Source organism: Gluconobacter vitians (assembly GCF_015244565.1).
GTDB classification, from domain to species: Bacteria; Pseudomonadota; Alphaproteobacteria; order Acetobacterales; family Acetobacteraceae; genus Gluconobacter; species Gluconobacter vitians.
Window position 1 is genome coordinate 16994 of record NZ_JABCQG010000001.1, and the last position, 21553, is coordinate 38546.

The window sequence follows — 21553 nt, forward strand, 5'->3', positions numbered from 1 at the left end:
CGCGTTCTCCCAGCACTGTGGCCGAGGACTCGCGCCCTCGGCCACGATCGTTCATCCTGTGTCTGTCACAACCAACAGGAGACGATTCCATGACGAACGAAGTCGGTATTCTTTCGATTACCCGTACCTCTCCGCACGAATATGATTTCGAAATCGCTCTAAGCGATACAACCGAAGACACGCGCATCCATAATCTTGTCCTGACCGCGACTGTCCAGAACCAGTCTGGATCCGAAATAGATTTCCACCACGAAGAAGCACGCGTTTTGTCAGTTGCACAGGATTGCATCACTGTCCTTCTCAAGCAAAACAAAGATCGCCAAGAGGCACACAAGCAGCGCATCATTGCTCAATATGAACTGACGAATTAAGTGAACTGACTTTCCTGACGCCACGCGAAGGATTTCGTGTGGCGTCACTCTTCGGAAGATCACTCATCCAAAGCTGCGGTCCTACCTGCGTCTCGTGAAGCGGGAGTTTGGCGATAGGCACATGCCACATCCTAAGCTCATGGACACGTGCCAGCATGGAGTTGAGCAGCGATATCTTATCGGCCAGCGAGAGCTTCTCGTAGGCCCTTATTTCCGCGAAAGTCGGGCTGGCACGCCACGCGACTTTTGACTCAATAAGACTGTGAATATCGCTGACCACGAAGGACAGCCTCTTCTGGATTTCTTGTTCCAGTTCTTCATTAAATGTCTTCAAGACACCATCTTGCTGACGGCGGCATGAGCGGAGCTTACGCTTGAGGGTATGGAAGATGCTCATGCTGCACGGGTCTCGCAGAAAAGGTCTGGACGAAGTTGATCTACCGGCAATCCCGTCAGTTCAGAGACGGCGTCCAAGTGCCATTTCGGCACTCTTCCCCACTTGGAGACGGCGGCTTTGCTGATGCCACATTTTTTGGCAATCGCAGTTACCGCTCCTCGTCGGGCACGGATCTCGATGATGATATCGTCGCTCATGCATTCCTGTTACCGGGGTTAACAAATGAAGGCAACAGAATTAAGAGGCCGGCATGTTAAGCCTCTGCCATCCCAGAGGAATGACGACGCCAAAGCCAAGCCGTAAAAAGACGCCGACGCCAGCCTCAATCGCGATGGGGCTACGGATAAGAACACAAAGAGAACATTTAGGGTTTACCCAAGCTAAACTTGCGGCCATGCTAGGGGTAACAGTGAATGCGATCACACAGTACGAGACTGGCCGCGCATCACCTAGGAGGGAGCGTGTACCGGCGCTTTTGAAGGCTTTGGGAAAGTCGATTGGATGGCTGTTGACGGGTGACGAACCCGCAGAAGAGGTCAAAGCCCAAACCCAACAAGAGCAGACGATTCTCCTCAAGGCGCGGAATCTGTCACCCGAATCCCAAGACATCTTGATCAAGATGATCGAAGCGCTACAAAAATAATATTAACCCCGGTAACATTTTTCTTGTCTGACGCTGTTACCGGAGTTAACAGTCTCTCCATCGCACCGACGCGATGGAGATCGATATGTCATTGCCCGCAGGTGAGACGCGCCAGTCTCACACAGTCATCAGTTCCGACGTTGCGAAAGCGCACCTCATCCTGCGCCGCAACATGCCGGACAGCCTTCACAGCCTCTTAAATCTGAAGCACGTCGCGTCTTCAGCTCCGGTCCCTGCCTTCGTCATGCTCGCCGAAGCCGATCACTGGGACCGGTCCGCGGATTATGCGGCCTGTCATCGTGACGCGATGCTCTCGAGCGGCATCCGGTGGACGTTCGTCACGGCTATGCGGGACATTGCCACGACATGGCGCTGCCGCGCTCCGTCCCGCCAGCTGACCCATGACCTGGGAGCAGCATGATGCGCCAGCTTCATCCCCTTCTGCGCGGTCACACCGACCAGTCCTTCGCCGAGTTCCTGTCTGACCGCCCGGTCGCAGTCCAGATGAAGGCGCGTGAACGCCGCGTGTGTCTGGTCCATGCCCGTCAGCGGGCAGAAGATGCGCCGAACGCCGGCATCGCTGCGGCCTACACCAAGACGGCCGAGGCGGTCGAAGAGGAGCTGGTGCAGCTGCTCCATGACACGCGCCCTGCAGATCCTGTTCCCTTTCCGGAACCGCCGGCTTCGTCTGGTCCGCAGACGCTGGAAGATCTGCTCGAGCGTTCAGTGCCACAGCCCCGCAATCTGCGGATCTCGAACTTCCTGCGCTTTTGCACGGACCTCTTCCCAGGAGGCCGCGATGTCCACTGATGTCATGGACGTGATGCTTCCGTGCTGTCTGGTGGCCGCACTGTATGGGGCAGGAATCATCACCGTGCTCATGATCGCCAAGGCCGACAGCTGGCTCCAGGTCTTCGGCCCGAAGGAGGCAGCATGAGGTCTTCATCCCGATCGCCGGATCTCTTCCGCGTCACCATGCTCGGAATGCGCCCCAATCCCCGACGTGATCAGGGCTTTGCTGAATATCGGGACGCAGAGAAGCGCGCCAAAGAGGACACGCGCCGCACAATCTGCGCCCACGATATTTACCTCGGCACTCGCCTGGTCGCCACCGTTACCGCCCCATCCTTCGCCGGCAAGATATCGGTGGACATGACAGCCTTCGGGAGCCGCTACGCATGAGCAAGCGCACAGACACGGAACGGCTGGATTGGTTTGATCAGAACTGCGCGCGGGCCCGATCAAGATGGGATGATTCCACCAAAGGTGTGGAGTGGGACGTCCGAGGCGGTAATTGGCGCGCTTCATTTCGCACCGCTATCGACGCAGCTATGGACGCGGAAGAACGGGCATGAGCGGGAAAATCGTTCAGATGCCGCCACGCGTCCTCGATATTGGCGATGCGGCATCTTATCTGGCGATGTCGGTCGGGACGTTCAGAACTCAGGTTCTGCCCCATGTGCGCCAGATTGCCCTGTCGGCTCGTCGGCGGGGATATCTGGTCTCTGACCTGGATCGCTGGATTGATCAACAGGCTGGCGGTGGAACAGAGCTGCCAGCTTCTGTCAACCCTTGGGACATGATGAGTTGACCACCCTTCGGCTGCCTTACATCCAGCGTTTCAAGGATCGGCACGGAAAGGTCAGATATTATTTCCGTAAGAAGGGGCAGAAGCGGATAGCGCTGCCGGATCTGCGGGATCCGGGTTTCATCGTTGCTTATCAGGCTGCGGTTTCAGGTGCGGAGCCGCGAGGGCTCGACGCAGCGGTGGTGACACCCACCGGCAGCCTGAGAGACGTGATTGAGTCCTGGTACGCTACCGCGCATTTCAAGACTCTCGAAGAGAGTACGAAAGCCGTTTATCGGCGCTTGTTGGAACGCATGAGAGGCGCAGACTACGCCGCCAATCCCGTCCTGCTCATGGAGAGCCGTCATGTGCGGATGATCATGAGCCGGTATAACGAATCGCCGACGACCGCGAACCGGATGCTGAGACTGCTCTCCATGCTGATGGAACACGCCATCCATATGGGATGGGCCGAGAGCAATCCCACGGCGGGCGTTCCGCGCATGAAGATCAAAAGTGACGGCATCCATTCATGGACAGATGATGAGATTGCCCGATACGAAGCCCGCTGGCCAAGCGGCACGAGAGAGCGTCTGGCATTGGCTTTACTGCTCTATACGGGGCAGCGTCGAAGCGACGTTGTGAAGATGGGGCCAAGCTCCGTGAGTGCGAACGGTATTCATCTCCGTCAGCAGAAGACGGGCACCGAACTGGTCATCCCTATTCATGAGCAACTGCGCATCGAACTGGATCGTGAGCAGTCAAACGGGGCAGGGACGTTCCTGACGACTGAGCGAGGCCGACCGATGTCAGTGAACAATTTCTACAACCAGTTCATCGACTGGTGTCGTGAAGCCGGATTGCCGCCCGGATGCAGCCCGCATGGTCTGAGAAAAGCCGCAGCCCGAAGGCTCGCAGAAGCAGGCTGCACAACCCACCAGATCGCCGCCATCACAGGCCACCGGAGCCTCAGCGAAGTCGCCCGCTACACCCGTGCGGCTGAGCAAGTAGAACTGGCACGTTCAGCAATTTTACGTTTAAAGGGAAAATGAAAAAATAAATTATGCTGGTACTTTGAGGGCGCATATGAAGACTCTAGCTACAGGGATTTTGTCGGCAATACTGGGAGCTATTTTCATATTAATAATGCAGGGAATTCCCTTAAAGAGTGAGGGAATGTCTTATGCTGATCTATCAGCCGTTCTTCTCTCAGCTGTTGGTGTAATTGTCGCTATTTTTGGCGGTGTTCTAGCGGTTGCTGCCTTTTGGGGCTTCAATCAAGTTAAGCAAGACGCGATCCAAGCTGCTGAAAAAGCCGGTATGCGGGAGATGAAAGAACAAATTGAGTCCGGCTCGATTAAAGGTGATATCATGCAAGAAATTTCCAAGCTGACCGAGAAGGAGTTCCGATCCGACAGAATGGAGCAGCGCATAAAACAGGTCGTAGATGCTGTCTCTTTTTCCTATGGCAATCTGAAAAAGGATCGGGAACTGGATTTGGATGGAGATGAAGAATGAGCGCTGAATGGAAATTGTTAACGCCAACAGAGCGGCAGGTCATTGAGGATTTTCAGGAGATCGCACCGGTACGCCTTTCAGCTTTGGCTAAAGCTTTAGGGGTGACGGTCAAAGCGGCGACACTGGCTCCTGGCATATCTGGCGAAATTCGTCCTGAGGGAAACTCGTACGTAATACGTGTCAATCGGCACGATCCGCCAAAGAGACAACGGTTTACCGTGGCGCATGAGTTGGCTCATTTCCTCCTACATCGTGATCAGATTCAGGAGGGTCTTAAAGACAATGTGCTGTATCGGTCGGGCTTATCAGATACCAGGGAAGCGCAGGCCAATAGATTGGCTGCGGATATTCTCATGCCGGAAGGGCTTATTAAGCAATGCAGGGAGGCAGCCGAGGATAAAGGGGTTGGAGACATTATTCTTTATATGTCAGAAGCTATGGGTGTATCCGAAGACGCAATGAAGATTCGGTTAGGAATTTAATACATAGGTTTTTTTATGCTAAGAGATTTCAGCGCAGTTAATTATCTGCCCATATTATCTATGCGCCCGGCAGAAATGAGGGCTTTAGAAGAGCTTCCCGAGAAGACTAAAAATCTTCTTTTGCCGATAGTCCATCTGCGACCATGGACGACTGCACATAAATTGGATGCTGTAATACAGCGGATTGAGGATGCCTATAGTAATCGCCCTATTATTATAGGGGTTGGACCTCAAGAGGCTGAAAGTACCCGGCCAGTTCATCATGATCTAGATAGGCTTAGAAAACCGGAAGATGGTTTTGTAGAATGGTGTGATTTCATGCGTGAGCATGACAACTACATTCCATGTGTGCAGTTGTCGCTCGAGGCGTTGCACGAAACTCGGCAAATTGAATCTTTGTATGCCTTAGGGCGTGGAATCGTTTTTGTTGTCCCAAGACAGGCCTTTGCAGCGTTGCCCGTTTTGGCGTCTCGTGTGTCACGTCTGACTGACGGTGGGCACGGTGTAATTTTTGTTATGGATCTGGAGAAAACGGGCGCTACTGATCTGGTAGAGGCTAGTGCACGTGCTCCTCAAATCGCAGATATAAAATTTAGATGCCCAAACTGTTTTGTTTCAATATCGGGAAGCAGTTTCCCAGAAACATTTGTGGGAATCGAAGAGCAGGAAATATTTGAAAGGCGGGTATTTAACCTGCTTCCGGATAAAAATAGGTTGATTTACAGTGATAGAGGAAGCGCGCGTTGCGAAAGTAAGCGAGGCGGAGGTGGTACACCTGCTCCTCGTATTGACTACCCCTTACCTAATGAGTGGTATTTCTATCGTGCAGAGGACAAGCCAGGTTTTGTTGGATATGAGGAGCAAGCACAGATTCTAGTTAAAACTGGAATTTGGAATCCTATGTTGCGGGTTTGGGGCACCCAGATGATTGAGCGCACCGCCTCAGGGGACACATCTGCGATATCTAGCCCTGGACGTGCCACGGCTGCGCGAATTAATATCCATCTACAGCGTCAGACGTTTTATGATGACCCAGCTCTGGCTGAAGATACTGATGAAGATTGGGAAGAATGAGAATATAGTTGTGTTTCTAACCATTTCTTCCAATAGTCTTCGCGCTCTTGAACGATTTGCGCAGCAATCTCTCTTTCTGCTTGAAACCGACTTAAAAGCTTTAGATCTGACGACTTTATAGATCTGCCCCTAGTAAAATCCCAAAAATTTTCACTAGTATGAGAATATCGGTTTCTTGCATAGTCTAAGAATGTTGGAAATTTTTTACTTGATTCATTAACTAGACTATATTGAACGTCGGGATTTATCTTCTCTGGTTTTCCATTACAAATTACTGAAAAACGGCCCTTTATATCGTAAGTCCATAGCGCAGCTCTACCCAACATTTCTGGAGTAATTTTGGGAAGATGGTTTGGGGCAATTACGGCAACAACATTCGGAAAAAACTGAGAATAAGCAGCAATTTGTGCGTGTAGACGACGGAGGCTGTCTCTTTCAGTTTTAATTTCATAGGCTGTGGAATTTCGAGAGAAGTGGATTAGATCTGCTCTTACTCCACTGTCTCCCAGTGTGAATTCTGTCGTTACCAAAGGATCGCGGGAGCGATTTGCTTTTCTTCGGATATCAGCAAGAAGCGCTGCTTTCACTTTTGCTTCATTCATACCTGATCACCACCAACAAGGTATGGTTTGTCATTCAGTTGAGAGATGCAAGAAACTAGGTTTTCCATCCAGTCTTTCATATTCTCCCAACGCCTAACATTATCAATACAGTTTACCTGCAAATCGAGACGAGAGCAGGGCAATCGTCTCTGAAAGAGCAGTCGCTTCGCATGGATGGAGGCACAAAGCAAATTCAAGTCTGAGGTGGAAATATAAACCTTGAGCTGGCCTGCTGTAGGTTTTCTTGCAGCAGTAAAGTTTGAGGCCGAATGTCAAACTCGTCCAGGAAGGTGTCAAACCTGCCGAAAAACTGGCGGAAGATAGCGATTTTTGAGATTGGTGGTGGACCTGACGCGATTCGAACGCGTGACCTTTGCCTTCGGAGGGCAACGCTCTATCCAGCTGAGCTACAGGTCCATGTGTCCTCAGATAACTGCTTCGGCGCAAGATTGCCAGCCCTCTTTTTTGAAAGTTCGGTCAGGCTGTTTTCCGGTCCGGGACAGGTTACGGAAAAACCTGTGTCTGGGCCGTGGCCTGCCATGCGGCCGCAGCGATATCGCCCCCTGAGGGAAGGAACTGGCCGGGATCTGTCAACCAGGCGACAGCGTCCTGTGCTGCGCCCCGTCGGTCCCGGCTGAGAAGATGATGGGCGCCGGGCAGTTCGTCGATCCGGGTTCCTTTGGGAAGTTTCCGGAGCAGGCGGGCCGTGAAAGGTGGCAGGACAAACTGGTCCCTCCCGCCGAAAATAATGAGCAGCGGCAGACGGGCTTTCGGTGCGGAATCGTAGGCGGCCCGCATTAGAAGAGTCAGACCGTAGAGCGGATGGATCGTCGAATTGTGCAGGGTGAGGGGATCGAAATACAGCCGCCGCAGCGCCTTGAGATTGTCGCTTGCAACCCGGTGGCCGGGTACGGCGGAGCCATCAAGTTTCCAGTAGGGGGCGAGCAGGTCCATGCCGCCCATGATGGCTTCCCAGGGCTGGCCAATATCCAGGGCAGCGGGAGCAAGCAGGATCGTGCTGCTGATGCCGGGTGCATCTGATGCATCAAGGAGCAGGGCGATCGCGCCTCCCATGCTTTCCCCCATGACGTGGACAGGAATGCCCGGATAGTGGGCACGCAACCACAGAACCTCTTCACGTGCATCCTGCACCATTCTTGCCCTACCGGCCCAGCTTCCCCGCTCCGCTGTCTGTCCGAAGCCGCGAATGTCCGGCGCGGCGAGCGTAAAGCCTGCGGAAGTGAATGTCGGGGCAGCGAATTCGAAGGCGTCCCGGCTGTCTCCATATCCATGCAAGGCAAGGATAATGCCTCGGGGTTCGGGGATGTCTGCGGGATACAGTCGCAGCGGAATATGGGCCCCGTCCGACATGGTGAGGGTGAGGGTCGGAGGAATGAGGGCCGTTTCCTGAGCTGTCGGGTGCAGGTCCGGCATATGTGGCGCCGTGCAACCTCCAAGCAGAACCATGAGTCCCGTTAGGCAGGCCAGTCCGAAGGAAAGACGTGCGAGGCAGTTTGAAATGGAGGGGAATGGGCCTATCATCGCGAGGATTTTAGAACGTCCGCTCCTTCGGGGCGAGAAGGGAGACATTCGTGCCGCCAGAAAAACCTGATCTGGGAAAGCCTGATTCGGGCAAGCCCCATCTGGTACTGATCGACGGGTCCGGCTTCATCTTCCGCGCATTCCATGCCCTGCCGCCGATGAGCAGCCCCGAAGGCGTGCCGGTCAATGCGGTCTATGGCTTTACGAACATGCTGGCGCGTCTGCTGCGGGACCATGTGGGCACGCATCTGGCCGTGATCTTCGATGCCGGTCGCACGACATTCCGCAACGAGATCTACCCGCAGTACAAGGCCCATCGCCCCGAACCGCCGGAAGACCTGCGCCCGCAGTTCGGACTGATCCGCGACGCCACGGCGGCTTTCAACGTGCCGTCGATCGAGCTTGCCGGCTGGGAAGCGGACGATCTTCTTGCCGCCTATGCAAAGGCGGTCGTGGCGGATGGCGGGTGCTGCACCATCATTTCGTCCGACAAGGATCTGATGCAGCTCGTGCGTCCAGGCGTCGAGCTGATGGACCCAATGAAGCAGAAGCCGATCCGCGAAGCCGAGGTCGAGGCCAAGTTCGGTGTCCGTCCCGATCAGGTCGTGGACGTGCAGGCGCTGATGGGGGATTCGACCGACAACGTCCCCGGTGTACCCGGCATTGGTCCAAAGGGTGCCGCGCAGCTCGTGAACGAGTACGGCACGCTGGACCAGATCCTAGACGCCGCACCGGGCATGAAGGCGTCCAAGCGGCGTGACAACCTGATCGAGCATGCCGATGCCGCACGCATGTCCCGCAGGCTGGTTCTGCTGGACGACAACGCGCCGATGCCGCAGCCGATCAGTGAACTCGGCTGCCGCGAGCCTGTTCGCGAAACCCTGCGGGACTGGCTGGAAGAGATGGGCTTTCATTCCATTATCCAGCGCATGGGGCTGGGTCTGGCTGCAAAGCCGCGCCCGTTCACGCGCCAGATCGTCCGGCCCGAGGACAAGGCTGCCGAACGTGAAGAGGCCGCCGCTGTCACGATCCCTGATGCGCCTTATGGTCCCTATGAGACCGTGACGGATATGGACGCGCTGGATCGCTGGATCGCGGACGCACGGGCAGCGGGTGTCGTCGCTGTCGATACCGAGACGGACAGTCTCAATGCACGGCAGGCCAATATGGTCGGGTTGTCGCTGTCGGTTGCGCCGGGGAAGGCCTGTTACGTGCCGTTTCTGCACGAAACCATGCTCGACCTGCTGGAAGAAGATTCGACTGGGGAAGCTTTTGTCCGGCAGCTGGACCGCGCCGCAGCGCTGGAGCGTCTCAAGCCGCTGTTGCAGGATGCGTCCGTTCTGAAGGTGTTCCAGAACGCGAAATATGATCTGACCGTCTTTCGCGGCGCAGGCATTCCCGAGATCACGCCCATCGACGATACGATGCTGATTTCCTACGCCCAGTCCGCCGGTGAGCACGGGCAGGGCATGGATGAACTGTCGGAACTGCATCTGGGGCATACGCCCGTCACCTATGATTCCGTAACGGGAACCGGGCGCAAGCGCATTCCGTTCGCACAGGTGGCGCTTGATACCGCGACCGCCTATGCCGCTGAGGACGCTGATGTCACGCTCCGTTTGTGGCAGGTGTTGCGTCCGCAGTTGCGGATCCGGAAGGCGCTGGCGCTGTATGAGGAAATCGAGCGCCCGCTGATCCAGATCCTGACGGATATAGAGGATGTCGGCATCAAGGTAGATGCTACCGAACTGCGCCGTATGTCTGCCGATTTTGCCGAGCGTATGGCGACGATCGAACAGGAAATCCACGCGCAGGTCGGACGCAGCTTCAATGTTGGTTCGCCCAAGCAGCTTGGCGAAATCCTGTTTGATGAAATGGGTCTGCCCGGCGGCAAGCGGACGAAGAGCGGAAGCTGGGGCACGGATTCCGGGGTTCTGGAATCACTGGCCGAGCAGGGGCATGAGCTGCCGCGCAAGATTCTGGACTGGCGTCAGCTGGCCAAGCTGAAATCTACCTATGCCGATGCGCTGGTCCAGCAGATGGATCAGGACACGCAGCGGGTTCATACGTCCTTTCAGATGGCCATCACCACAACGGGACGGCTGTCTTCGAACGAGCCCAACCTGCAGAATATCCCCATCCGCACCGAAGAAGGCGCGCGCATCCGAAAGGCGTTCGTGGCGGCTCCCGGCTGTGTCCTGCTGTCCGCGGATTACAGCCAGATTGAACTGCGTCTTCTGGCGCATGTCGCGAAGATCGAACCGCTGCTCGAAGCCTTCCGTCTGGGGCAGGATATTCATGCGCGCACGGCATCCGAAGTGTTCGGTATTCCGCTTGAGGGCATGGATCCGCTGACCCGTCGCCGGGCCAAGGCCATCAATTTCGGCATCATCTACGGCATTTCGGCCTTCGGGCTGGCGCAGCAGCTCCAGATTTCCGCAGGTGAGGCACGGTCCTATATTGATGCCTATTTCGCCCGCTATCCCGGCATCCGCGCCTATATGGAGCGGACCAAGGAAGAGGCGAAAAAGCACGGCTATGTCACGACGCCGTTTGGCCGCCGCTGCTATGTGCCGGGCATCACCGAGAAGAACGGTGCCCGTCGTGCCTATGCCGAGCGGCAGGCCATCAACGCACCGCTTCAGGGCGGTGCGGCCGACATCATTAAGCGCGCGATGGTTCATCTGGCACGGCGTCTGCCGGCGACGGGTCTGAAGGCGCGGATGGTATTGCAGGTGCATGACGAACTGCTCTTCGAAGTCGAGGAGCAGGATGCAAAGGCGCTGGCGGAGTTCGTTCGCACGGAAATGGAAGGGGCCGCCAAACTCGATGTGGCCCTTGAGGTAGAAACCGGTATTGGCCCAAGCTGGGCTGACGCACATTAAAGACAGGAAGGTCATGCAGACCAATCACGAACGCCGCAAGCGGGTCGGCAATCGCATCATCTGGAGCGTTCTCGCCGTTGCGGCCGTTCTGGGATATGTTGGCTTCCATCTTGCGTCCAATGGCGGGCCAGGTCTTCTGGTCCAGTCTAACGGCAATGAGGTCGGCGGCAGCTTCCGTCTGGACTCGCTGGGCGAGAGCACCGTCACCGAAGGCGATTTCCACAATACCTGGATGCTGGTCTGGTTCTTCGATGCCAACTGCCCCGAGGAAAAGTGCAAGCCCGTGCTGAAAAGCATGGAGCAGGCGCTGGTTACGCTGCGTCCGGAAGGCATCCGCGTCTCGCCGCTGGCCGTGTCCCTCAATCCGTTCGACGAGGCTGACCCGCTCAAGGAATATGTCCTGCCTGTCGCACCCCATGTCATGCCGTTCACGGCCACGCCGAACATGATCAAGGCCATGACGGCCGAATATCATGCGCCGCTTCAGAAGGAAGGGGACCATTTTGTTCCCGCGCCGCAGATTGTCATCATGGACCCCAATGCCCGCTATGCTGGCACCATTCCTGCTGACGGCAATGCCGATGCGCTGATCGCGCGTCTGCGTGAACTGGCGAAGCGCTGAATGAAGCGGGGGTCTGCGCTTCTTGCGATAGGAATGGCTCTGGGGCTGGATATTTCTCAGGCCTACGCCGGGGAGCAGACCCCGCCTGACTGGAACGGGATTACACTCGGCAGTCCCCATCGTGGCGGCACGCTGCACCTGACAGCGGATGGTCCCGGTGGAACGTTGGACCCGCAGATCAATTACGGAACCCAGTACATCCAGGTGTTCCTCAACATGTACGATCCGCTGCTGACGTTCCGGATGGTTCCGGGAACGGCGGGGCTGGAGGTGGTGCCGGACCTTGCCGATGCCATGCCGCAGATCAGTCCGGATGGTCTGACATGGCGCATGCATCTGCGCCCGGGTCTGCATTTTTCAGACAGTTCTCCCGTGCGGGTTGAGGATGTGGTGGCGTCTTTCCGCCGCATCTATCGTGCAGGCAGCCCGACCGCGGCCTCGTTCTATGGCGGGATTGAAGGCGCGAAAGAGTGTCTGGAAAAGCCTGATCTCTGCACGCTGCCTGGCGTCGAAGGGCATCCGGACACCGGCGAAATCGTCTTTCATCTGACAAAACCGGATGGCGAGTTTCTGTACAAACTCGCATTTCCTCATGCCGTGATCCTGCCGGCAGGCACTCCGCCACATGATCTAGGCGGGACAACCGCTCCGGGGACAGGACCGTACCGCATCACGGAATATGATCCGGGCCACGGCATGGTGTTGGAGCGCAATCCGCACTTCCATGTCTGGAACCCGCAGGCCCAGACGGATGGCTTCGTGGACCGGATCGAATATGATTTCGGTCTTTCGGATGAGGCGCAGGTCACGGCCGTCGAACAGGGGCGCTATGACTGGATGCTGGACGCCAAGCCAGCGGACCGTCTGGGTGAACTGGGCGCACAATATACATCCCAGGTGCACATCAATACGCTTCTGGGCCTGTATTATCTGGCCATGAATATCCATGAAAAGCCGTTCACGGATGTTCGCGTACGCCGGGCCGTCAGCATGGCCGTCAACCGCCATGCCATGACGATCCTGTTTGGTGGTGACGCGATTTCCGAACCGCTGTGCCAGATGGTGCCACACGGTATTCCCGGTGCCGATCTGGGAATGAGTTGTCTGCAGGATGTGGAAGGGGCACGCCGCCTGATCCATGAAGCCGGTGCGGAGGGTGCGTCCGTCACGCTGGTGGTTCCAAACCGCGCTATGGAACTCGGAATGGGCACCTATCTGCGCAATGCCCTTCAGTCCATAGGCCTGAACGCGCAACTGCGGCCGATCACGGCCGGTCTTGCGGAGTCCTACGAGCAGAATACCGCCAATCACGTCCAGATCGCGCTGGCTTACTGGTTCGCGGATTATCCATCGGCCTCAACCTTCCTCGATGACCTGTTCGGCTGCGATAACTACCACCCGAACTCGGCTGTCTCCCCGAATTTCACGGGCTTCTGCGACCAGCATGTCCAGTCACTGTTCGATCAGGCCATGGCACAGACCGATCCCGAAAAAGCAGCCCCGATCTGGCAGGAAGCCGGGCGCGCCATCATGGACCAGATGCCTGGTGCACCGATGATCCAGATGCGTACCGTCGATTTCGTCTCCAAACGGCTCGGCAACTATTATTCGACGCTGCTGAACCACATGGTGTTTTCACATGTCTGGGTGCAGTGACGCAGGGTTTGCGTGAAAACCTATTTTGTCCCGAAGAAAAACGGCCAGCCTGTCGGCATCATGACGGTTGATGCGGCTGCCTGTGAGATGTGCCACGCCGATGGCCGGAACGCCCCAAATCTGGCCTTCCCGAGCAAGCACATCCGGCCGGCGCGAATGCTCTTTTCGTAAAACCGGCAGTCCCTGAGCCAAAGCCTCAAAAGTCCCAAGACCAATGACGAGGATCATGCGGGGGCACAGAGCCTTCACAATCTCCTCGCATTTCTCCAGTGAGAAGCGCTCAAGCTCCTTGCGGACCGGGCGTGGAATCCGTCGCCATGCAGTCATCGAAGGCGCACGAAAGAAGACAAGATTCAGCCCGGTGCATTGGTCCAGATCTTCGACGCCGAAGATCTTGCGGATTGCGCGCGCCAGCGGCCATGGTGCTGCTGCAAATTCAAATCGCGTCGGCCATGAGGTATGCTGGCCTTCGGCGAGACCATCCAGCGCATCCTGACCGCGTCCACCCGGCTGAAAGCCGATGAAAAGAATATCGGGACAGGGGCGCGGTGGACCGTAGAGAATACGGTAACCCAGCGCAGCCTGTCCCATTTCGGGCGCAAGCCTTGCATACAGGGCTTCGGTTTCCCGATAGATCTTCTGGACCAGCAATGCCGGTCCATCCGTCACAGGCCGATATCGCTGCGGAATATCTTGTCCTCCCACTGAATTGCGGACGCGCCTTCATAGGCCAGCTTCCGGGCTTCTTCAGGCGTCGCAGCCTTCGCGCAGACCGTCAGCACGCGCCCGCCATCCGCGACCAGAATGCCATCGACCAGCTTTGTTCCGGCATGGAAGACCGAGACGCCCGGAACGGCTTCGGCGCGTTCGATCCCGCTGATCCGGCCACCCTTTTTCGGAGCGTCCGGATAGCCGTTCGCAGCCAGAACCAGCGAGATCGAGTGCTCGTCGGAAAATTCTGCCGCTGCGTGTTCGAGACTGCCCTGCGCCAGAGCGGCGAGGATCGGAAGCAGGTCCGATTTCAGACGGATCAGCAGGGCCTGCGCTTCCGGATCGCCAAAGCGGACATTGTATTCGATCAGCTTCGGCCCTTCGCTCGTTAGCATCAGCCCGGCGAAGATCACGCCCCGGAACGGCGTGCCACGGCGGACCATCTCGGCCAGCATGGGGCGCACCATGATGTCGAGGGCCTTTTCCTGCATCTCGCGCCCGAAAGCGGGGGGCGGGGAAATCGCACCCATGCCGCCGGTGTTTGGGCCGGTATCGCCGTCACCGAGGCGCTTGTGATCGCGTGCGGCCCCGATGAGCACGGCCTTGTCGTCCGAGCAGAACGCGAAGAGCGAGACTTCCTCGCCCACCAGACATTCCTCGATCACGAGTGGCATGCCGAGCCTGCGGATGGCGTCTTCGGCTTCTTCCACGCTCTGGGCCACGACGACGCCCTTGCCGCCAGCCAGACCGTCCGCCTTGATGACGATCGGTGCGCCACGACGACGCACGAACTCGATGGCCGGGGCTTCCTCTTCAAAGCGCTCCCAGCGTGCCGTCGGAATGCCAGCCGCGTCCGCCACGTCCTTCGTGAACGCCTTGCTACCTTCCAGCAGGGCCGCAGCCTTCGTCGGACCCGCGCACGGAATGCCCGCTTCGGCGCAGGCATCCGCCAGACCGGCCACAAGCGGCGCTTCCGGACCGGGCACGATCAGATCGATCTTCTGCTCCTGCGCGAACTGCACCAGCCCTGCGACATCATCGGCTTTCAGCGGAACGAGCGTTGCGACCGATGCCATGCCGGGATTGCCCGGTGCCGCATAAAGGGCGGTCAGCCCCGGTGAGCGCGCAAGACATGTAGCCAGGGCATGTTCACGCCCTCCGGACCCGACCAGCAAAACGCGCATTCCGCTTATCCTTTATTATGCAATCGTGGGCTTCGTTTGACGGCGTGCGTAGCATAGACTGGAGGCATGATGGAGAGTGATGGCGCATCGATCCGCGGGAATGTTCCGCAATATTCGGTTTCCGAGATTTCTGGGGCGATCAAACGCACGCTGGAGAGCGGATTCGGCCGCGTGCGCGTCCGCGGTGAGGTCACGGAACTCAAGCGCTATCCCTCCGGGCATGTTTATCTGTCGCTCAAGGATGAAGGCGGCAAGATCGCCGGTGTGATCTGGCGTGGCAGCGTCTCACGTCTCGGCATGGCGCCGGAGAACGGCAACGAGGTCATCGCGACCGGACGTGTGTCGGCTTACGGTGAGCGTTCCAGTTATCAGCTCATCATCGACCGCATGGAGTTCGCGGGCGAGGGGGCTCTGCTCGCCAATATCGAGCGCCTGCGCCGCAAACTGCTCGAAGAGGGGCTGTTCGAGCCCGAGCGCAAGAAGGCCATTCCGTTCCTGCCGTCTCTGGTGGGCGTCATCACATCGCGTTCTGGCGCGGTGTTGCACGACATCATTACGACGATCAGCCGCCGCTTCCCGCGGGATGTGCTGCTTTGGCCGGTTCCGGTTCAGGGTGAAGGCGCGGCCGCGCAGATCGCCGCTGCCATTGAAGGCATGTCTGTCCGTCGCCCCCGCACGCCGGACGTTTTGATCGTCGCGCGTGGCGGTGGCTCGCTTGAAGACTTGATGGCCTTCAATGACGAGCGCGTCCTGCGTGCTGTGGCGAACTGCCCGGTGCCGATCATTTCCGCTATCGGCCATGAAACCGACACCACGCTGATCGATCTCGTCTCGGACCGTCGTGCGCCCACACCGACCGCTGCCGCCGAAATGGCCGTGCCCCTGCGCTCGGAAATGGTCGCGGACATGGCGCATCGCAATGCGCGTCTGACAGGTGCGCTCACCCGCATTATCCAGACGGCCCGTGCGCGACTGGATCAGGCCGCCGCCCGTCTGCCCGATCTGCCGGGTCTGCTGGATTCCGCCCGGATGCGTCTGGACGATCGGGGCCAGCGGCTCGATCTGGCATTGCCGTCCTTTGTCATGCGGGTTCGTAACCGGCTCGATGCTCCGGGAATGCATCTGCCGTCACCGGAGCTTCTGATCGGGCGCAGTTGCGCACGGTTGCAGGCCCTGCGGCTGCCCGCGCCCGAGCTTCTCGTCAGCCGCGCCCGCGCCCGCCTGACAGCACCCGCGACCCATCTTCCCAGCCCGGAACTCTTGATCGAGCGTCGCCGGGCCGCGCTGCGTCTGGTTTCTGGCGAACTGGAGACAGCTTGGCAGCGCGCGCTCCAGACCTTCCAGCTCCGGACGGAGCGTCAGCGCCTGTCGCCCGATATTCTCAGAAGCGCCATCCGTCTCCAGCAGGCCCGGCTTCAGGGACTGGGCAGCCATCTTGAGGCCGTCTCTCCCCGCACCATTCTCAGTCGGGGCTATGTCCTGGTGCAGGATGTGAACGGGCAGCCCGTCACGAGTGCGGAGGCCCGTCCTGTTGCGGATCGCGTCGTTCTGTCTTTCGCTGACGGTGATCGTGGGGCAAGACTGGACAGCCTGTCGCCGCAGGGCGATCTTGGGCTGTAAATCTTTCATCCACCCGATCTGTGATCCGGAGTCTGCATGCGTTCGTTCTGGTTGAGTCTCGTTGCCCTGCCGCTGCTTGCAGCCTGTGCCCAGCAGCCGACGGCGCCAGCGCGTCCTGCGGGCTCGCCTCCGACGCAGGCCAGGATCCCGCCGCAGGATTTTGCGCCCGGTCTGGTCGAAGAAACCTCTGAGGATGGCAAGAAGAAGCTGTTCAACGATCCTTCAGCGCCGCTCAACACACCGCTTTGTGGAGCAGCCCTTCAGGAACAGGCCCAGGCGGCCGGAGCCATCTATCCGCAGAGCCTGGCCAGCACGAGTTCCTGCCCGCGCAATGCCTGTTTCCAGCCGCTGACCGGGACCTATATCGCGGCAACGGGAGCCCAGAGCGTCTGCCGCTAAAGCACTCGCTGGGCTGACAGTCCCAAATAAAAAGGCCGGTCGGGACATCCCGACCGGCCTTTTTCATGCTTGCAGAACACGCTGACGGATCAGCGCTTCCACCAGCCGACACGACGCTTTGGTGGTGCGACTTCGTCGATGTTCACCGGCTGAAGGACGTTCCCTTCATCAGTCGGGGCCTCGGCCTGCTTGGCCTTTGTGGTCCGACGGGTGCGGGTCCGCTTCGGCTTAACAGCTTCCTCGGCAGCAGGCTCTGCCGGAGCAACAGGGGCCGCTTCAGCAGCAGGCTCGGTAACGGGAGTCTCGGCTTCCTCAGTCTTTGCCTTCGATGTGCGGCGTGTCCGCGTCCTGCGGGGCTTGGGAGCCTCTTCGGCTACGGGCTCTTCAGCAACCGGGGCCGGGGCGGCCTCGGCCGCAGGAGCTTCGACAGCCGTCTCGGCAGGAGCGGCGTCCGTTTCCCTGGCGCGGGCCGGACGACGGCCGCGACCACGGCGGGGCTTGGGAGCTTCCTCGGCAGCCGGTTCCTCGACGACAACGGTCGTTTCGAGAGCAGGCGTGTGCGCGATCTCGATTTCCGTCGGCGTGTTGATGCCGGTCTGGAGAGCCTGGGTCGTGCCCTCGAACTCCGCCTGCTCGATCACATCAAAGATGTCGAAGCTGCCACCGAACGGATCAGCCGGGGTCGGACCCGTGTAGCGACGCTGTGCCGGACGCTCCTCGCGCTCTTCACGGCGTGGCGTACGGTTTGCGGCTGCCGGCGCGGTGCTGCGCCGGGGCGCCACATCCCGTGTCTCGGACACGGGTTCCGCAACGGTCGTGTCGGAGCCTTCGGTTTCCTTGACGATACGCTTGAAGCGGGTGCGACGACGGCCCGGAATGATGCCGTTCTCGTCAGCCTGTTCCGGCGCAGGAGCCTCGCGGGTTTCGGAAACAGGAGCTGCCTGCTGCGTCTCCACGGCCGACACATCCCCGTTCTGCTCCCGACGGCCACCGCGACGGCGACGGCGACGGCGGCGACGGCCACCATTATTTTCCTCGTCGCCTTCGGAGGCCACGACGTCTTCGATGATTTCCGCATCGACAACCGGCGTTTCCGTCCGCAGAGCGACCGGAGCAGGAGCCTGTTCCTCGATAATCTCGATCGTGCGAACATTCTCCGGAGCACGCTCGATCTGACGCTCGGGAGCAGCGGTCTGGGCCTTCAGGCGCTCGATGCGCATGTCAGCCGCGGCAAGGTTCTCTTCCGTGCGGAAAACCACCTGCATGCGGTGATGGCGTTCGATATCCGCCAGCCAGGAACGCTTGTGATTGAGGATGTAGAGCGCGATGTCCGAACCCACATAGACTTCGATCTCGGCTGAACGCTGGCGTGCGCCTTCCTCGTCGATGGCGCGGAGGACGTGCAGGGCCGAGCTTTCCGTTCCACGGATGAAGCCGGTGCCCTGACAATGCGGGCAGGGGGTGAGAACGGACTCCGCAATGGACGGACGCAGGCGCTGGCGGGACATTTCCAGCAGACCGAAATGGGAGATGTGTCCGACCTGGATGCGGGCGCGGTCGGAGCGCAGGGCTTCCTTGAGGCGCTTTTCCACCTGTCCGTTGTGACGGCGGCTTTCCATGTCGATAAAGTCGATCACGACCAGACCGGCCAGATCACGCAGACGCAGCTGGCGGGCAACTTCCTCGGCGGCTTCGAGGTTTGTGCGCAGGGCCGTTTCCTCGATGTTGCGCTGCGAGGTGGACTTGCCGGAGTTCACGTCGATGGCGACGAGGGCTTCGGTCTGGTTGATGACCAGATAGCCACCGGACGGCAGACGGGCCGTCGGCGAGAACATCGCGTCCAGATGGCCTTCGACATTGTAGCGGGCGAACAGGCTCTGGCCACGGTTCTGCCAGAGCTTCACCTTGTTGGCGTTGCTCGGCATCAGCAGGCGCATGAACTCGCGCGCGCTCTTCCAGGCCGCTTCACCATCCACCAGGATATCTTCGATGTCCTTGGAATACAGGTCACGGATGACGCGCTTGATGAGGCTTGCTTCCTCATAGACCAGCGTCGGTGCGACCGAGGATAGGGCGTGGGAGCGGATGTCGTCCCAGAGCTGGAGCAGATATTCGCAGTCGCGCGTTACTTCCGCAGCCGGTCGGCCTGCACCAGCCGTGCGGACGATCATCGCCATGGATTTCGGCAGGTCCAGCTCCGCGATAATGTCGCGCAGGCGACGGCGATCGGAATCGGACGTGATCTTGCGCGAAACGCCACCGCCACGCAGGGCGTTGGGCATCAGGACACAGTAGCGGCCGGCCAGGGAGATATAGGTGGTCAGGGCCGCGCCCTTGTTACCACGCTCTTCCTTGACGACCTGCACCAGCAGCACCTGACGGCGGCGGATGACTTCCTGGATCTTGTAGTTGCGCAGAAAACGGGCCGTGCGGCGCGACGATGCGCTTTCCTCACCCGTATCGTGCTCGCCACCGACGGTTTCGGGCGCGCGACGGTCATGGTTGTCGCCGTCTTCGCTGTCCGTGACCTCTTCGGCAACCGTTTCGGCCTCGCCATCATCGGAAGCATCACCGCGCTCGGCAATTTCCTCTTCCTGGAGCGCGATGAGCTTCTCGCGGTCTGCGACAGGGATCTGGAAATAGTCGGGGTGGATTTCGCTGAAGGCGAGGAAGCCGTGGCGATTGCCGCCATATTCGACGAAAGCGGCCTGAAGGCTCGGCTCTACGCGAATGACCTTGGCAAGATAGATATTGCCCTTGAGCTGCTTCTTGGTCGATGTCTCGACGTCGTAATCTTCGACGCGGTCACCATCCATGACCACAACACGCGTTTCTTCCGCGTGTGTGGTGTCGATGAGCATACGCTTGGTCATGGAAAACTGAACTCCACGACGCTCCGCGATGGCTGCCTTGGCCGGGGGGAGCGTCAGATTGTGTGGGGTGGAGGGAACGGCGCAGTCCGAACGCACAGCGGCGGGACACGTTGGGTCCCGTTCCGGTGATGTTGCTGGCTGCGAGCACGTTGAGTGACATTCGTCCCCTGAACAGACGGCCGGTCCAGAGTCTGGAGCCGGATGAAAAACCTGATCCGGACGGGCGGCTGGCCTGTACCGGAATCCATAAGATCGCCAGTTCGGTCCGGTCAGGACAGGGTGCGGAGGGCTAGTCGCGCATCTGTCAAACGACGGGACGTCGTGGCGGAGAGACAGGGAAAGGCGGGAGCGGTACGGGAAAGGCTTGAGCCCGTGTCCGGTCGGACCGCACTTTACAGGTCCCTGTCACGCAGGATGACCGAAACCGCCCCCCGTGGCAAGCGCGGCGTTTTTCATTTGCCCGTGCGCTGTTTTGCAGACACTTCATGCCATGTTCCTGACAGGGTTTTGTGCTGTATGATCGCCCCGTTATTCACCGCCGAACGCTGGGAACAAGGGATGCTGACGCGACGCACACTGGTAAGTGGTCTTTCGGGGCTGCCGTTGCTGACTCCCGTTGCGGCATTCGGGCGCCATCCGCTGCATAAGAAACTGTCCGCACCCGCCGTGCATCGCGGGGCCGCACCTCCGAAGCCGCTCGTCATGCTGGATCCCGGTCACGGCGGAAAAGATCCTGGCGCGATCGGGATTTCCGGTACCTATGAAAAGCATATCTCGGAAGCCGCAGCCTCCGAACTCAGCCGCCAGCTTCTCGCGTCCGGTCAGTACCGTGTTGCCATGACCCGCTCGGAAGACCGGTTCATCCCACTGGAAGGGCGCGTTGAACTGGCCCAGCGGCATCAGGCGCATCTCTTCATCTCCATGCATGCCGATGCTTTGCATGACAGGGATGTGCGCGGGGCGAGCGTTTATACGCTGTCCAGCGGGGCCTCGGATGCGCAGACCGCCTCTCTTGCGCGCACGGAAAACAGTGCGGACCGTTTTGCCGGACCGGCCTTTCACGGGATGTCGCCGGATGTACAACAGATCCTGGCCAGTCTTGTTTCCGAAGAGACGCGTCGTGGCTCCGCGCATATGGCGGCAAGCATTGTCAATTCGTTCCGGAACAGGATTGGTCTGCTGACCCATCCGTCACGTCATGCGGCTTTTGTGGTCCTGAAATCGTCTGAAATTCCATCGGTGCTGGTGGAAATGGGGTTCATGTCCAACCGGCTGGACGAGGCGGCGCTGCGTCAGGCCGTGCATCGCACGCAGGTCGCCAGCGCCCTGAAAACGGCGATAGACCGTTATTTTGCCTCCCATCCGGGCATCATGACCGGCTGATCTGATATTTCTGCAATGAAGGCT

24 protein-coding genes and 1 tRNA gene are annotated in these 21553 nt (G+C 58.9%); 17 read left to right on the forward strand and 8 right to left on the reverse strand.

What is annotated here, in order from left to right; genetic code table 11:
• Positions 1–89 precede the first annotated feature (89 nt).
• Positions 90–371 carry a hypothetical protein gene (locus HKD24_RS00125; protein ID WP_194258478.1) on the forward strand — a complete coding sequence of 94 codons (282 nt, stop codon included), beginning with the start codon at positions 90–92 and terminating at the stop codon, positions 369–371.
• On the opposite strand, the gene HKD24_RS00130 is transcribed toward HKD24_RS00125, so the two are convergent.
• Together HKD24_RS00130 and HKD24_RS00135 are read right to left on the reverse strand one after the other, a co-directional pair.
• Positions 343–768 (reverse strand): hypothetical protein, encoded by a 426-nt coding sequence (locus tag HKD24_RS00130; RefSeq protein WP_194258479.1) that lies wholly within the window; start codon positions 766–768, stop codon positions 343–345. The genes HKD24_RS00125 and HKD24_RS00130 overlap by 29 nt on opposite strands.
• On the reverse strand, positions 765–965 hold the full coding sequence (locus tag HKD24_RS00135; RefSeq protein ID WP_194258480.1) for a helix-turn-helix domain-containing protein: 201 nt from the start codon (positions 963–965) through the stop codon (positions 765–767). Before HKD24_RS00135 ends, HKD24_RS00130 begins: the two co-directional genes overlap by 4 nt.
• Positions 966–1045: 80 nt before the next feature.
• Between HKD24_RS00135 and HKD24_RS00140 the strand changes: the two genes are divergently transcribed.
• The 10 genes from HKD24_RS00140 to HKD24_RS00185 all read left to right on the forward strand — a co-directional run bounded on the left by HKD24_RS00140 (position 1046) and on the right by HKD24_RS00185 (position 6052).
• Entirely contained in the window at positions 1046–1411 is a 366-nt protein-coding gene (locus HKD24_RS00140) for a helix-turn-helix domain-containing protein (RefSeq protein WP_194258481.1), read from the forward strand.
• Between the two features lie 85 nt (positions 1412–1496).
• Positions 1497–1832: a hypothetical protein gene (locus HKD24_RS00145; RefSeq protein WP_194258482.1), complete on the forward strand. Its 336-nt coding sequence runs from the start codon at positions 1497–1499 to the stop codon at positions 1830–1832.
• Positions 1829–2221: a hypothetical protein gene (locus HKD24_RS00150; RefSeq protein WP_194258483.1), complete on the forward strand. Its 393-nt coding sequence runs from the start codon at positions 1829–1831 to the stop codon at positions 2219–2221. Before HKD24_RS00145 ends, HKD24_RS00150 begins: the two co-directional genes overlap by 4 nt.
• Positions 2211–2348, forward strand: coding sequence for a hypothetical protein (locus tag HKD24_RS00155; RefSeq protein ID WP_194258484.1), 138 nt, complete (start codon positions 2211–2213; stop codon positions 2346–2348). Before HKD24_RS00150 ends, HKD24_RS00155 begins: the two co-directional genes overlap by 11 nt.
• Positions 2345–2593 (forward strand): hypothetical protein, encoded by a 249-nt coding sequence (locus HKD24_RS00160; protein ID WP_228124063.1) that lies wholly within the window; start codon positions 2345–2347, stop codon positions 2591–2593. Before HKD24_RS00155 ends, HKD24_RS00160 begins: the two co-directional genes overlap by 4 nt.
• A 169-nt stretch (positions 2594–2762) precedes the next feature.
• Positions 2763–3002, forward strand: coding sequence for a MerR family transcriptional regulator (locus HKD24_RS00165; protein ID WP_194258485.1), 240 nt, complete (start codon positions 2763–2765; stop codon positions 3000–3002).
• Complete coding sequence (locus HKD24_RS15215; protein WP_228124064.1) at positions 2984–4030, forward strand: site-specific integrase; 1047 nt, start codon at positions 2984–2986, stop codon at positions 4028–4030. Before HKD24_RS00165 ends, HKD24_RS15215 begins: the two co-directional genes overlap by 19 nt.
• A 124-nt stretch (positions 4031–4154) precedes the next feature.
• Positions 4155–4496, forward strand: coding sequence for a hypothetical protein (locus tag HKD24_RS00175; protein ID WP_194258486.1), 342 nt, complete (start codon positions 4155–4157; stop codon positions 4494–4496).
• The gene (locus tag HKD24_RS00180; RefSeq protein WP_194258487.1) at positions 4493–4978 is read left to right on the forward strand and encodes an ImmA/IrrE family metallo-endopeptidase; all 486 of its coding nucleotides are present in this window, start codon (positions 4493–4495) and stop codon (positions 4976–4978) included. Before HKD24_RS00175 ends, HKD24_RS00180 begins: the two co-directional genes overlap by 4 nt.
• A gap of 15 nt (positions 4979–4993) precedes the next feature.
• Positions 4994–6052, forward strand: coding sequence for a beta family protein (locus tag HKD24_RS00185; protein WP_194258488.1), 1059 nt, complete (start codon positions 4994–4996; stop codon positions 6050–6052).
• Here the strand turns inward: HKD24_RS00185 and HKD24_RS00190 are convergent.
• From HKD24_RS00190 to HKD24_RS00200, 3 genes are all read right to left on the reverse strand, one after another.
• Positions 6001–6654: a sce7726 family protein gene (locus HKD24_RS00190; RefSeq protein WP_194258489.1), complete on the reverse strand. Its 654-nt coding sequence runs from the start codon at positions 6652–6654 to the stop codon at positions 6001–6003. The genes HKD24_RS00185 and HKD24_RS00190 overlap by 52 nt on opposite strands.
• Before the next feature lie 340 nt (positions 6655–6994).
• A tRNA-Arg gene (locus HKD24_RS00195) sits at positions 6995–7071 on the reverse strand.
• 87 nt (positions 7072–7158) lie between these two features.
• Entirely contained in the window at positions 7159–8121 is a 963-nt protein-coding gene (locus tag HKD24_RS00200; RefSeq protein WP_228124065.1) for an alpha/beta hydrolase, read from the reverse strand.
• A 125-nt stretch (positions 8122–8246) separates the two neighbouring features.
• On the opposite strand from HKD24_RS00200, the gene polA reads away from it, so the two are divergent.
• From polA to HKD24_RS00215, 3 genes are read left to right on the forward strand one after another with little or no spacing between them, the layout of a single operon-like run.
• Entirely contained in the window at positions 8247–11081 is a 2835-nt protein-coding gene (polA, locus tag HKD24_RS00205; RefSeq protein WP_194258491.1) for a DNA polymerase I, read from the forward strand.
• Between the two features lie 13 nt (positions 11082–11094).
• A complete protein-coding gene (locus HKD24_RS00210; RefSeq protein ID WP_062508589.1) occupies positions 11095–11703 on the forward strand; it encodes an SCO family protein in 609 nt (202 codons plus the stop codon).
• Positions 11704–13359: an ABC transporter substrate-binding protein gene (locus HKD24_RS00215; protein WP_194258492.1), complete on the forward strand. Its 1656-nt coding sequence runs from the start codon at positions 11704–11706 to the stop codon at positions 13357–13359.
• On the opposite strand, the gene HKD24_RS00220 is transcribed toward HKD24_RS00215, so the two are convergent.
• Together HKD24_RS00220 and purD are read right to left on the reverse strand one after the other, a co-directional pair.
• Positions 13339–14028 (reverse strand): hypothetical protein, encoded by a 690-nt coding sequence (locus tag HKD24_RS00220; protein ID WP_194258493.1) that lies wholly within the window; start codon positions 14026–14028, stop codon positions 13339–13341. The two genes, HKD24_RS00215 and HKD24_RS00220, sit on opposite strands and share 21 nt — an antisense overlap.
• A complete protein-coding gene (purD, locus tag HKD24_RS00225) occupies positions 14025–15254 on the reverse strand; it encodes a phosphoribosylamine--glycine ligase (protein ID WP_194258494.1) in 1230 nt (409 codons plus the stop codon). Before purD ends, HKD24_RS00220 begins: the two co-directional genes overlap by 4 nt.
• Positions 15255–15320: 66 nt before the next feature.
• On the opposite strand from purD, the gene xseA reads away from it, so the two are divergent.
• Positions 15321–16874, forward strand: a complete 1554-nt coding sequence (gene xseA / locus HKD24_RS00230; protein ID WP_194258495.1) for an exodeoxyribonuclease VII large subunit — start codon at positions 15321–15323, stop codon at positions 16872–16874.
• Between the two features lie 36 nt (positions 16875–16910).
• Positions 16911–17273 (forward strand): hypothetical protein, encoded by a 363-nt coding sequence (locus tag HKD24_RS00235; RefSeq protein ID WP_194258496.1) that lies wholly within the window; start codon positions 16911–16913, stop codon positions 17271–17273.
• Positions 17274–17362: 89 nt separating this feature from the next.
• Here the strand turns inward: HKD24_RS00235 and HKD24_RS00240 are convergent, their stop codons facing one another.
• Entirely contained in the window at positions 17363–20146 is a 2784-nt protein-coding gene (locus tag HKD24_RS00240) for an Rne/Rng family ribonuclease (protein WP_194258497.1), read from the reverse strand.
• A gap of 558 nt (positions 20147–20704) precedes the next feature.
• On the opposite strand from HKD24_RS00240, the gene HKD24_RS00245 reads away from it, so the two are divergent.
• Positions 20705–21529 carry an N-acetylmuramoyl-L-alanine amidase family protein gene (locus HKD24_RS00245; RefSeq protein WP_194258498.1) on the forward strand — a complete coding sequence of 275 codons (825 nt, stop codon included), beginning with the start codon at positions 20705–20707 and terminating at the stop codon, positions 21527–21529.
• Positions 21530–21553 lie beyond the last annotated feature (24 nt).